The 12,148-nt window shown below is 45.6% G+C and carries 10 protein-coding genes and 2 rRNA genes (1 of these 12 only partly in view); 8 read left to right on the top strand and 4 right to left on the bottom strand.

Annotation, left to right across the window (positions count from 1 at the left end; all coding sequences use genetic code 11):
* Both H3H32_RS30210 and rrf read left to right on the top strand, forming a co-directional pair.
* Positions 1 to 1,800, top strand: a 23S ribosomal RNA gene (locus H3H32_RS30210) (it extends 1,029 nt beyond the left edge of the window).
* 142 nt (positions 1,801 to 1,942) lie between these two features.
* Positions 1,943 to 2,053, top strand: a 5S ribosomal RNA gene (rrf, locus tag H3H32_RS30215).
* A 126-nt stretch (positions 2,054 to 2,179) separates the two neighbouring features.
* Here the strand turns inward: rrf and H3H32_RS30220 are convergent.
* Both H3H32_RS30220 and H3H32_RS30225 read right to left on the bottom strand, forming a co-directional pair.
* Positions 2,180 to 2,731 (bottom strand): LOG family protein, encoded by a 552-nt coding sequence (locus H3H32_RS30220; protein WP_182459448.1) that lies wholly within the window; start codon positions 2,729 to 2,731, stop codon positions 2,180 to 2,182.
* Between the two features lie 35 nt (positions 2,732 to 2,766).
* Positions 2,767 to 4,140: a UDP-N-acetylmuramate--L-alanine ligase gene (locus H3H32_RS30225; protein ID WP_182459450.1), complete on the bottom strand. Its 1,374-nt coding sequence runs from the start codon at positions 4,138 to 4,140 to the stop codon at positions 2,767 to 2,769.
* A 278-nt stretch (positions 4,141 to 4,418) separates the two neighbouring features.
* Between H3H32_RS30225 and H3H32_RS30230 the strand changes: the two genes are divergently transcribed.
* Together H3H32_RS30230 and H3H32_RS37935 are read left to right on the top strand one after the other, a co-directional pair.
* The gene (locus H3H32_RS30230) at positions 4,419 to 5,903 is read left to right on the top strand and encodes a type III PLP-dependent enzyme domain-containing protein (protein WP_182459452.1); all 1,485 of its coding nucleotides are present in this window, start codon (positions 4,419 to 4,421) and stop codon (positions 5,901 to 5,903) included.
* Positions 5,904 to 5,990: 87 nt separating this feature from the next.
* Positions 5,991 to 6,119 carry a hypothetical protein gene (locus tag H3H32_RS37935; protein ID WP_256432926.1) on the top strand — a complete coding sequence of 43 codons (129 nt, stop codon included), beginning with the start codon at positions 5,991 to 5,993 and terminating at the stop codon, positions 6,117 to 6,119.
* A gap of 77 nt (positions 6,120 to 6,196) precedes the next feature.
* Here the strand turns inward: H3H32_RS37935 and H3H32_RS30235 are convergent, their stop codons facing one another.
* Complete coding sequence (locus H3H32_RS30235) at positions 6,197 to 6,718, bottom strand: D-glycero-alpha-D-manno-heptose-1,7-bisphosphate 7-phosphatase (protein WP_182459453.1); 522 nt, start codon at positions 6,716 to 6,718, stop codon at positions 6,197 to 6,199.
* 144 nt (positions 6,719 to 6,862) lie between these two features.
* Positions 6,863 to 9,523, bottom strand: coding sequence for a valine--tRNA ligase (locus tag H3H32_RS30240; RefSeq protein WP_182459460.1), 2,661 nt, complete (start codon positions 9,521 to 9,523; stop codon positions 6,863 to 6,865).
* A 164-nt stretch (positions 9,524 to 9,687) separates the two neighbouring features.
* Between H3H32_RS30240 and H3H32_RS30245 the strand changes: the two genes are divergently transcribed.
* The 4 genes from H3H32_RS30245 to hisH all read left to right on the top strand — a co-directional run bounded on the left by H3H32_RS30245 (position 9,688) and on the right by hisH (position 12,082).
* Complete coding sequence (locus tag H3H32_RS30245) at positions 9,688 to 10,599, top strand: DUF72 domain-containing protein (protein WP_182459462.1); 912 nt, start codon at positions 9,688 to 9,690, stop codon at positions 10,597 to 10,599.
* Positions 10,600 to 10,613: 14 nt separating this feature from the next.
* The gene (locus H3H32_RS30250) at positions 10,614 to 10,847 is read left to right on the top strand and encodes a DUF433 domain-containing protein (RefSeq protein WP_182459463.1); all 234 of its coding nucleotides are present in this window, start codon (positions 10,614 to 10,616) and stop codon (positions 10,845 to 10,847) included.
* On the top strand, positions 10,844 to 11,194 hold the full coding sequence (locus H3H32_RS30255; RefSeq protein WP_182459464.1) for a DUF5615 family PIN-like protein: 351 nt from the start codon (positions 10,844 to 10,846) through the stop codon (positions 11,192 to 11,194). Before H3H32_RS30250 ends, H3H32_RS30255 begins: the two co-directional genes overlap by 4 nt.
* A 300-nt stretch (positions 11,195 to 11,494) precedes the next feature.
* A complete protein-coding gene (hisH, locus tag H3H32_RS30260) occupies positions 11,495 to 12,082 on the top strand; it encodes an imidazole glycerol phosphate synthase subunit HisH (protein WP_182459465.1) in 588 nt (195 codons plus the stop codon).
* Positions 12,083 to 12,148 lie beyond the last annotated feature (66 nt).

Genomic DNA, 12,148 nt, shown 5'->3' on the forward strand with positions numbered 1-12,148 from the left:
GGTCCCTAAGTGTGAGCTAAGTTGAACAAAGGCGGTCCGGCTGCTGAGACAGCCAGGAGGTTAGCTTGGAAGCAGCTATTCCTTTAAAGAGTGCGTAACAGCTCACTGGTCGAGCGGGGCGGGCGTCGATAATAAACGGGCATCAAGCACACCACCGAAGGTATGGACATACACACGAGTGTATTGTGGTAGGAGAGCATTCTATGGGGGGTGAAGTTGTGGCGTGAGCTATGGTGGACCGCATAGAAAAGCAAATGTAGGCATAAGTAACGAGAATGAGGATGAGAACTCCTCACACCGAAAAGCTAAGGTTTCCTCCGCGATGGCAGTCATCGGAGGGTTAGTCGGGGTCTAAGGATAAGCGGACACGTGATTTCTGAAGGGGAGCAGGTTAATATTCCTGTACTATCTATGCAGGTAAATTTATGACGGAGTGCCAGAGATTCTAGGTCCTGACGGAATAGGGCGTTGAGCGGAGGTTTCGGCTGAAGCGAAGAGTTGACGGGGCTTCCAAGAAAAGTAGATTTACGTTAAGCGTATGGATACCCGTACCGTAAACCGACACAGGTAGCTGGGATGAATATTCTAAGGTGCGCGAAAGAATCATGGTTAAGGAACTCGGCAAGATTACCCTGTAACTTCGGGATAAGGGGGGCCGTCTGGCAACAGCGGCTGCAGAGAAGAGGCCCAGGCGACTGTTTACCAAAAACACAGGACTCTGCCAAAATGAAAGTTGACGCATAGGGTCTGACACCTGCCCGGTGCTGGAAGGTTAAGGGGGGAGCTTAGGGGTAACTCGAAGGTTTGAACTGAAGCCCCAGTAAACGGCGGCCGTAACTATAACGGTCCTAAGGTAGCGAAATTCCTTGTCGGGTAAGTTCCGACCTGCACGAATGGTGTAACGATCTGGGCACTGTCTCAACCATGAGTTCGGTGAAATTGTAGTAGCGGTGAAGATGCCGCTTACCCGCCACGGGACGGAAAGACCCCGTGCACCTTTACTACAGCTTAACGCTGAATGCCGGTCAGGCATGTGTAGGATAGGCGGGAGATTGCGAAGCGGTGTCGCCAGGCATCGTGGAATCAACCTTGAAATACCGCCCTTGGCTGACTGGCGTTCTAACTGGAGACAGGACCGCGTTTGGTGGGTAGTTTGACTGGGGTGGTCACCTCCGAAAGGGTAACGGAGGTTTCCCAAGGTTTGCTCATGCCGGACGGTAATCGGCAGGGGAGTGCAATAGCAGAAGCAAGCTTGACAGTGAGGCCCACAAGCCGATCTGGTGCGAAAGCAGGGTATAGTGATCCGGTGGTTCCGCATGGAAGGGCCATCGCTCAAAGGATAAAAGGTACGCCGGGGATAACAGGCTGATCTCCCCCAAGAGCTCACATCGACGGGGAGGTTTGGCACCTCGATGTCGGCTCGTCACATCCTGGGGCTGGAGAAGGTTCCAAGGGTTCGGCTGTTCGCCGATTAAAGTGGCACGCGAGCTGGGTTCAGAACGTCGTGAGACAGTTCGGTCCCTATCTGTGGTGGGCGTGGGAATACTGACGGGATCTGTCCTTAGTACGAGAGGACCGGGATGGACTCACCGCTGGCGAATCGGTTGTTTGGCCGCAGGCACGGCCGAGTAGCTACGTGGGGAACAGATAAGCGCTGAAAGCATCTAAGTGCGAAACTGGCCTGAAGATGAGTGTTCCGGTATAAAGGGGTGTTGTAGACGACAACGTTGATAGGCGGCAGGTGTAGGCATGGAGACATGTTGAGCCGAGCCGTACTAATGTCCCCGGACGCGTGTTATGGTGTTTACTTGAAGAGATTGTTCTATTGGTGATTGGTTGGTGGGGTTGGTGACAGACGAAATCAGGGTCTCTCTCTGTGGGGAAAAAGACATACCGATATTGATACGTAAGCCGAAAGGCTGGTGTCTGAAGAGTCACTCAGGTTGGTGCTGGTAAGGCGGGTGTTCACCTCTTCCATCTCGAACAGAGCCGTTAAGCCCCGTACTGCCGATGGTACTGCTGTCACAAGCGGGAGAGTAGGAAGGTGCCACCTGACTGAAATTAAGAAAAGAGCCTGTCCTAACCGACAGGCTTTCTTGCGTTTTAACAAACAGTAAAATAAAAAGGGGTCCATTCTCATAAGAAAATGGACCCCTTTTTATTTATAAACCTAGAATCGTTACAAAGACTCCCAGAAATCACTTAGCAGTCGCAAGGCTTCATCAACTGAACTAGCAACAAGCAATAGCTTACGATTTTCGGCTTTCAAGAAGCCATCTGCAACCATACGATCTAGTTGTTGGAGCATTAGATCATAAAAACCATTAATATTAATGACAACAACTGGCCCATCATAAAGCTTAAGTTGTCGCCAGGCTAAAATCTCGAATAATTCGTCGAGCGTACCGTAGCCACCAGGAAGTGTAATTACACCTTTTGCCAATTGCACCATTTTAAACTTCCGTTCGTGCATTGTTTCGACAAAATGTATTTCCGTAAGCGTAGTATGAGCAACCTCAAGGTCGGCTAGGAAATTCGGGATTACGCCCGTTACTTCTCCACTGCCTTGTAAAACAGCGTTAGCGACATTACCCATTAGCCCAAAGCCACCACCACCGTAAATCAGGCGAATGTTACGAGCGGCCATCTTTTGCCCAAGCTCAATAGCAACTTCGTTATAAATTGGATTGGTGCCAAGGCTTGATGCACAATAAACAACAATGCTTTGCATAAAAAAAGACGGTTTCAAGCCGTCTGTGATTAGTGTTAGTAATGGGTTAATTCGTCTGCTACAGCCTTTACATTCATTCCATCGAATGTTCCAGAACTCATCAGCAGAAAAATTTGGTCTTTCTTACCCTGTTTGGTTCGTAGATAATCCTGTAAGGTAGCCGCATCAGTAAAAACGTGTAAATTCTTATGATCGAACGCGGCTTTAACTTCCTCAGTTGTGATCAGACTTAGATGATTATCAGCTAACGTTTTCGTATCAATAAATACCACAGCTTCATCCGCAGCATTCATTGTAGCGTTATATTGATCCAGAAAAGCTTTGTTTAAGCTGCTGAACGTATGGAGCTCAACCATGGCTATTAATTCTTTGGAAGGATATTGTTGCTTTACAGCTTCCGTTGCTGCTTCAACTTTAGCTGGGGAATGAGCGAAATCACGATACACAATCCGATTACCTGATTCTGCGATTTTTTCTAACCTATAGCTTACTCCTTTGAAACTTGGAATAGCTTCGTAAAACTGTTCTTCTGTGATGCCGATACGGTCACAAACAGTCATAGCTCCAGCAATGTTTTTAAGATTATGTTGGCCAAATAACTGAATAGGTATCTGTTTTCCCTGTTTTGTGATTAGGTAGGTTTGGCCATCAATAACTTTCTCAGGGTGAGGAAAATACGGGACTTTGGTTATATCATCCCGTTCTTTCTGACCAATAACGTCGAGCATATCATCTGACTCGTCAAAAATCAGTATACCTGCTTTGGGCATTGCCTCTGCTAATGACTCAAACTGATCAACATATTCATCCCAGGTCGGATATAAATTAATATGGTCCCAGGCAATACCGCTAATAAGTGCAATATGGGGCTTGTAATGTAAAAACTTTGGGCGTGAATCAATCGGTGACGATGCATATTCATCGCCTTCAATAATAATCAACGGAGCTGTTGAGGATAACTGAACGGTCGTGTCAAACCCATCAATTGGATCACCAATCCAGTAATCGAAGATTCGGTTATGGTATTTCAGTGCGTGCAGAATCATGGCTGCAATCGTTGTTTTGCCGTGACTACCCGCAATAACGATTCGCTGCTTTTCCTGACTTTGCTGATAAATAAATTCGGGATACGAATAAATGGGTAAACCTAATTCGATTGCTTTTGCTAGTTCTGGATTGTCCTTCCGGGCATGCATGCCAACAATAACGGCATCTAAACCCGTATTGATTTTATCCGGGAACCAACCCATTTCAGCAGGCAGTAAACTATACTGTTGCAGTCGCGTTCGCGAAGGTTCATAGATCGTATCGTCGGAGCCAGTAATCGTGTGGCCTTGTTTCTGTAGAGCTAGCGCCAAGTTGTGCATGGCACTGCCACCCATGGAAATGAAATGAATAGACTGGGGCATTCGATAAATCAGTCAATGTCGATGGGCAAAAGTACGTCTTCTTTTTGGTTTGCCCGATGAACTTAAACAGTGGGCCGATTTTGTATGTTTTGAAACTGTTAAATTTCTACGATTTCCGAATCAAACTGCCTACTTTTTCGTTGACTAGCTTGCGAATAGACTTTACTTGGAAAGCCGGATTTTCGGGGCCAAATTCGCGCCTATTTTTTTGTTAACCAGAACCGCAACAGCGGAAAACCGGACCGCCGGATCACTCATTTTACGCGCTAACCGTAGGGATGAAGACATACTATGATCTGATTGACCAGACGTTTGAATTTCCAACACGGGAATTCAACGTCGAGAACAACGAACTGATGTTCAATAATGTCCCATTAATGGACATTGTCAAGGAGTACGGTACGCCCTTGAAATTGACGTATTTACCAAAAATTACGGAGCATATTGAACATGCCAAATTGCTGTTCAAGAATGCAATGAAACGGTATAACTACAAGGGTAACTATACGTATTGCTATTGTACGAAATCGTCCCATTTCCGGTTTGTACTCGATGAAGTGCTTAAGAACAATGTGCACCTCGAAACTTCATCAGCTTACGATATTCCCATTATTCGGGAATTGGTTAAGATGGATAAGATTTCAAAAAGTACATATATTGTTTGCAATGGGTATAAACGACCCTTGTATACCCAATATATTAGTGAGTTAATCAATGAAGGATTTACCAACTGTATTCCAGTACTTGATAACCTCAAAGAAATTGAAGCTTATGAGAACTCAGTAACTGCTGATACAGTCAATTTCGGTATTCGAATTGCTACAGACGAAGAGCCGAATTTCGCATTCTATACGTCTCGTCTTGGGATTCGCTATAGCGATGTGAATGAACTATATCGCAACAAAATCCAGCCAAATGAGAAGTTTAAGCTGAAAATGCTTCACTTCTTTATTAACACTGGTATTAAGGACAGCGCCTATTACTGGAGTGAGTTGAGCCGGTTTATGTACAAATACTGCGAACTGCGGAAAATGTGCCCGGATCTTGATTCGATCGATATTGGTGGTGGTATGCCGATTCAAACGTCGTTCCAGTTCACCTACGACTACCAGGCCATGATCGATCAGATCGTGGAGAGTATTCAGTGGATTTGCAACAAGAACAACGTACCAGTACCGCATATCTTTACTGAGTTTGGTTCATACACAGTTGGCGAAAGTGGTGCTGTAATTTATAAAGTGATTGATCAGAAGCTACAGAACGACAAAGAGCTGTGGTATATGATTGATGGCTCTTTTATTACGCAACTACCTGATTCGTGGGGTTTGGGGCAGAAATACATTATGTTGTCGGTGAATAACTGGGAAAACCCTTATCAGAAGGTAAATCTGGGCGGACTAACCTGCGATTCGCACGATTTTTATAATACTGAGGCTCACAGTGCCGACTTGTACCTGCCGATTTTCGATCAGGATACGGAAGATCAGTATATCGGGCTATTTCATACCGGAGCTTATCAGGAATCATTGGGTGGCTACGGTGGTATCCAGCATTGCCTGATTCCGGCCCCACAGCACGTTATTGTTGATAAGGATGAGGAAGGTAACCTCCGGACTCGTTTGTTCGCTCCTGAGCAAAATAGCGAGGTTATGCTGAAGATTCTGGGCTATGGTGGTGCTGAACCCGGTATGACTGAATTAGAGGCTACAGAAGCCGCTGAAGAGCGCGAAGAGGAAGCAGAACTGTTGAAGGAGGAAAATTAGTCCCGATAAATCGTTAACTGTACAGGTTTTGGCACTATTTTCGTTTAATTATCTGGGTGTTAACGAGACAAACGGACGAACAACTTCATGAAAAAGCTACTGATTCTTGGGACTGTATTAGCTACCCTCTCACTTGGAGCCTGCTCCCGTAAGGCAAATTGTCCTGCCTATGGCAGTGTGCAGACGAAGCCCGCGCCAACGCAGGTACGAGCGTAAGAAAACGTTTTATTAGCCAATAGAAAAGCCCGACTTATTCATGAATAAGTCGGGCTTTTCTATTAGTATCACAAAGATTAGGCGGCATATTCCAGAACAAATCGGGAAGCTTCGAGCAGGCTGGTTGCGTAGCCATCGCATTCTGATGAATGCTCTGGATCGTGGGCAATGCGCACTGTTCGAACGCCAACGCGTTTACCAGCCTGCATATCGCGCAGCGCATCACCAATCATCCACGAACCATCTGGCGCGATGTTGTATTTAGCCATCGCCTTTTCGAGCAGTAACGAACCGGGTTTACGAGTAAGTGATTCGCTGTCGTATTTGGGATGATGCGGGCAATAATAAATATCATCAATGAGTTTACCACATTGATCCTGCAGGTAGTTATAACAGAGCATGACATCATCTCGCGTGTAGAGCCCCTTGGCAATACCTGCCTGGTTTGTGATGACAATCAGCAAATAACCTGCATCTTTTAATAAACGCAATGCTTCCGGTACTCCATCAGGAATGATAAAATCCTCAACGCGATAGACGTAGTCCGTTCGATCTTCGTTTAAAACACCGTCGCGGTCCAGAAAAATACATTTGTTCATTGATGATAGAAAATGATAGTCGGCAATAATACAATTATTCGATCAAATAATTGTATTATTGCCTTATAAGTTATTGTTAATATTTCCTGAATGGCTAAAATATGGTCATAATCAGGAAGTAAACGGGAGAAAAGCTATTAATAGCTAAGCCCCTAAATCTTTAAGTCGCTGTTCTAATGCCTGAATTTTAGATTCGGCATCGGCTAGTTTCTGACGCTCGCGCTCAATTACCTCAGGTTTGGCATTGGCTACAAACTTCTCGTTCGATAGTTTTTTTAGTACTGAATCGCGGAAGCCGATGTTGTACTCTAATTCTTTACGAGTAGTGGCAATTTCCAGCTCAACATCGATCTCGCCCGCCAGATTAATAAAGAACTCATCGCTTTTGATCAGGAACGAAACACCCAGTGACGATTCGTTTTCGACCTTCTCGCTGATATAGCTGATGTTCGAAACATTAGCCATTTTCTGAATTAGCGATTCCAATGCCTCAAAGCGACTAGATGAAGCTGTTTTAATTGCCAGTGGAAGCTCGGTTTTTGGCGAAATCTGCTTCGAGTTCCGAATGTTCCGAACATTGGAAATGATATCGAATAGTGTCTCAAAATCGGTCAGAATTTGCGAGTCAACAGCTCCGGCTTTAGGGAAAGGCGCTATACAAATGCTATCCCCTTCTTTCCGATCACGAATATCCTGCCAGATTTCTTCGGTGATAAACGGCATGAATGGATGCGCTAACCTCATTAGTCGCTCGAAGAAATTAATGGTGGCTTCGTAGGTAACGCGGTCAATTGGTTGGGGCGTACCAGTCGAAGCATCAAAAGCAGGTTTAATCAGCTCCAGATACTGTGAACAGAAATCATCCCAGATCAGCTTGTAAACAGACTGTAAGGCATCCGAGATACGGAACTTGCTGAAATCATCTTCAATTTGGATCAGCGTTGCGTTCAGTTTTGATTCAAACCAGTTAATGGCCGATTGATTGGGCGCGCCATCAATCGATTCATTAACCGTCCAGCCCTTTACCAAGCGGAACGCATTCCAGACTTTATTGCTGAAGTTACGGCCCTGTTCCACCAATTTTTCGTCGAACATGAGGTCATTACCAGCTGCTGAACTGAATAGCATACCAGTCCGAACCCCATCGGCACCATACTTTTCAATTAGGTCGAGTGGGTCGGGCGAGTTACCTAACGATTTAGACATTTTACGACCTAACTTATCGCGGACAATACCTGTCAGGTAAACGTTTTTGAAGGGCGCTTCTCCCCGGTATTCATAGCCAGCGATAATCATCCGGGCAACCCAGAAAAACAGGATTTCGGGTGCGGTAACCAGATCGTTCGTTGGATAATAATAATTGATATCGGCGTTGTTGGGGTCTTTCAGTCCGTCAAATACCGAAATCGGCCAAAGCCACGACGAGAACCAGGTATCCAGAACGTCTTCGTCCTGGGTCAGATCGGCTTCGGTCATGGCAAAAAGCAGCATTTCGTGCTGTACTTTTTCCAGGGCTTCGTGTTTGTTTTTAGCCACGATAACCGTTCCATCCTGCATATAAAACGCCGGAATCCGTTGTCCCCACCACAATTGCCGACTGATACACCAATCATGTACATTCTCCATCCAGGATCGGTACATGTTCTTAAACTTGGGTGGAACGAGTTGAATGGTATCGTCCATGACGTTCTTGAGCGCTGGTTTCGACAGCTCGTCCATTTTCAGGAACCACTGCAACGAAAGTTTAGGCTCAATAACAGCACCTGTTCGCTCCGATGTGCCAACGTTCGATTTATAATCTTCTGTTTTTACCAGATTACCTGATTCTTCCAGCAACTTGATGATCGCCTTCCGAGCCGCAAATCGATCCATTCCGACCAGAATCTGTGCTTTCTCATTCAGCGTGCCATCATCGTTCAGCGTATCCAGAACGGGCAGGTTGTGCTTAATGCCTAAAGCGTAGTCATTCGGATCGTGAGCTGGGGTAACTTTTAGGCCGCCCGTTCCGAAATCCATCGTTACGTACTCATCTGTTATGATGGGGATTTCGCGATTAATGAGCGGAATGATGGCTTTTTTACCATGCAGATGTGTGTACCGCTCATCGTTTGGATTGACCGCAATAGCTGCATCAGCCATAATTGTTTCTGGCCGAACCGTAGCAATCGTGATGTAATCTTTCCCTTCGCTCCCAGCTATTTCGTACTGAATGTAAACCAGCTTTTGCTGAATTTCTTTCGTGATAACTTCTTCGTCAGAAACGGCCGTTTTGCCTTGTGGGTCCCAGTTCACCATGCGAACACCCCGATAAATCTGGCCTTTGTTGTAGAGGTCAACAAACACGTCGATCACCGAATCGTGAAGAGACGGTTCCATGGTAAAACGAGTACGATCCCAATCGCAGGATGCACCGAGTTTGCGGAGTTGCTGCAGAATGATACCACCATATTTGTGGGTCCACTCCCAGGCATATTCCAGAAATTCATCACGAGTCAGCTCCTTTTTACTGATGCCTCTTTCTTTCAGCATAGCCACCACTTTCGCTTCGGTAGCGATGCTGGCATGGTCGGTGCCGGGTACCCAACAAGCATTCTTCCCTTCCATACGCGCTTTACGAACCAGCACGTCCTGGATGGTATTGTTGAGCATGTGGCCCATATGCAGTACGCCCGTTACATTCGGAGGTGGGATGACGACCGTGTAAGGCTCTCGTTCATCGGGTGTAGACTTGAAAAATTGGTTATCAAGCCAATATTGATACCATTTTTCTTCAATCTCCTGGGGGGCGTATGTCTTTGAAATCATAATCTATGAAAACCCTATAGCGTTCTACTACTATGAACAAAATCCATACAGTAAATAGCGACTTGGGAGTTATGGATAAAAGACAAAATTAGTTAAATTGGATAGGGGGAAAAAACGAAAGCGGGTCTTTGCCAGTTTTATCGCTACACTTCTCCGACATAGGTATGGAATTTGGAAAAATACAGAACCCTGATGCCGTAAATTTTACCCTGCCTCCCGGTTCGGCGTTCAACGCACGGATATGGGCCGCCGTTGAACCAACGCATCGGCCTATAATCTCTATTGGTGGACCCATTTGGGCTAACAAAGACTATGTCGGCAAGGTATATCCGTCGAATGCCAAAGAGCGCGATTTTCTGCATTATTACACGCGTCAGTTCAATACAATCGAGCTAAACCTAACGCATTATCAAATTCCGACAGCGGGAATGATCGAGCGTTGGAAAGCCGAAGCTGCGCCGGGGTTTACTTATTGCCCCAAATTTCCGCAGATTATCAGTCATGAACGACAATTGATTGCTACAGAGGGGATTACTGAAGAATTTATCAATGCCGTTTTGAATCTGGAAGAATTTCTGGGAATGACATTTTTACAACTACCCCCCAATTTCGCACCCGACAAATGGCCTATTCTGGAAACCTACCTAAAAAGCCTGCCCGATGAATTAGACGTAGCCGTTGAGTTTCGACACCCGGATTGGTTCAGTAAGGCAACGGTCTGGCAACAGACGCTCGAACGATTACATTTGCTACGTCGGCATGTCGTCATTACCGATGTAGCTGGTCGGCGTGATGTCTTGCACATGGGTTTAAGCAGTCCTGTACTGACACTACGATTCATCGCCAACGAAGGCCACCCCACAGATTATACCCGCACCGATGCCTGGATTCAACGACTGAAAACCTGGTTTGAAAAGGGTCTGCAAACGGCGTACTTATTTATCCATGGCGGAGGTGATAACGACACCGCTCCCGAACTGATTCTGTACTGGATTCGCGAATTGAATAAACACTGCGGTCTGAATCTCCGCGAGCCAGTCTTGCAACCCAAAGTTGTACAAGGGAGTTTGTTTTGATTAATATTGTAGCAATGAACTATAAAGAACGAATTGAGTCTGACCATCGGGTAATGCTTGGAAAACCTGTTGTTAAAGGGACTCGCATTACCGTCGAGTTACTGCTGCGTAAATTGTCGGAAGGGGCCACAACACCTGATCTGCTAAAAATGTATCCACATCTTCAGGAAGCGGATGTTATGGCTGCTCTTATGTATGCGTCTGATGTACTGGCAAACGAAGAAGTAATTATGTTGAAAGCCGCATGATTATAGCGGACGAAAACATTGACCATAGCCTTATTTCGTCTATTCGCGATTTAGGAATTGAGGTATATTCTGTATATGAATCAAACCGGGGGATTCGCGATGAGGCTGTAATTGAATCATCGCGCAATCCGCCCCGTATTATTCTGACGGAAGACAAAGATTTTGGTGAGTGGGTATTTGCCCATAATGTAAAAGGAATTAGTGTCCTGTTTCTTCGATATCATTTCAAGGAAACAGAAGTCATGCGTCAAGTACTAACCCAGTTGCTTTCAGAACGTCTTACGGAGTTAATAGGTTGTTTTACAACCGTAACAATTCAGAAAATCAGAATTCGGCGAATCAATTGACTCAGCGCAAAAGTCTAAATACCTCCAAAAGAGTTTGTTTTGATTTACAAACCCAAGCCTTTACCTTTGCCTTATGATTTTAGCAACCACAAACCATCGGCATCATCATTCTGAGCGGTAGCGCAGCAGAACAAGATGCTCGTGTTTGTGAATTCAGAAAGACAATCCTGATTACCACAATATACAAAGCCCGGTTCTGCTAAGGAACCGGGCTTTTTTAATGAATAATGTATAATGAAGAATGGATAATGCCAGTAGCAACATTCTTCATTATACATTGTACATTATCCATTAAGTTTTATGAAAACCGTCATTATCAAATACAACGCAGGTAACGTTCAGTCTGTCATGTACGCGCTGGAGCGCGTGGGAGCCAGTTACCTGCTTACCGACGATGAAGCTGAAATCCGCTCGGCTGATAAAGTGATTTTTCCAGGTGTGGGCGAAGCCAGCACTGCAATGGCCTATCTGCGGGAGCGTGGAATGGATAAGTTGATTCCGTCCTTGAAACAACCGGTCTTAGGAACCTGTGTGGGTATGCAACTTATGTGTCGGTATTCGGAAGAGAACGATACAACCTGCATGGGTATTTTCGACATCGATGTACGGCGGTTTCCGGCAGACGCTGGCTTGAAAGTGCCGCATATGGGCTGGAATAATATTTATAGCTTAAAAGGCCCACTTACGGAAGGCCTGCCCGAAAACGCATATATGTACTTTGTGCATAGCTATGCGGCCGATGTCTGCGCCGAAACCACAGCTGTCTGTGATTACGTCCGGCCATTCAGTGCTATGCTGCATCGGGATAATTTTTATGCCGCTCAATTTCACGCTGAAATCAGCGGAAACGTTGGCCAGCGGATTCTGGAGAATTTTTTGAAACTGTAAAGCGGACGGTCCGCCGTTGCGGTGGAAACCCGCTTCAATAGATAAATCACGGGTTTCCACCCGCGT

It is taken from the genome of Spirosoma foliorum (genome assembly GCF_014117325.1).
GTDB classification, from domain to species: domain Bacteria; phylum Bacteroidota; class Bacteroidia; order Cytophagales; family Spirosomataceae; genus Spirosoma; species Spirosoma foliorum.

Coding starts and splice junctions, on each gene's coding strand:
- H3H32_RS30220 (WP_182459448.1), bottom strand. CDS start 2,731: ATGCAAAGCATTGTTGTTTATTGTGCATCAAGCCTTGGCACCAATCCA.
- H3H32_RS30225 (WP_182459450.1), bottom strand. CDS start 4,140: ATGCCCCAGTCTATTCATTTCATTTCCATGGGTGGCAGTGCCATGCAC.
- H3H32_RS30230 (WP_182459452.1), top strand. CDS start 4,419: ATGAAGACATACTATGATCTGATTGACCAGACGTTTGAATTTCCAACA.
- H3H32_RS37935 (WP_256432926.1), top strand. CDS start 5,991: ATGAAAAAGCTACTGATTCTTGGGACTGTATTAGCTACCCTCTCACTT.
- H3H32_RS30235 (WP_182459453.1), bottom strand. CDS start 6,718: ATGAACAAATGTATTTTTCTGGACCGCGACGGTGTTTTAAACGAAGAT.
- H3H32_RS30240 (WP_182459460.1), bottom strand. CDS start 9,523: ATGATTTCAAAGACATACGCCCCCCAGGAGATTGAAGAAAAATGGTAT.
- H3H32_RS30245 (WP_182459462.1), top strand. CDS start 9,688: ATGGAATTTGGAAAAATACAGAACCCTGATGCCGTAAATTTTACCCTG.
- H3H32_RS30250 (WP_182459463.1), top strand. CDS start 10,614: ATGAACTATAAAGAACGAATTGAGTCTGACCATCGGGTAATGCTTGGA.
- H3H32_RS30255 (WP_182459464.1), top strand. CDS start 10,844: ATGATTATAGCGGACGAAAACATTGACCATAGCCTTATTTCGTCTATT.
- hisH (WP_182459465.1), top strand. CDS start 11,495: ATGAAAACCGTCATTATCAAATACAACGCAGGTAACGTTCAGTCTGTC.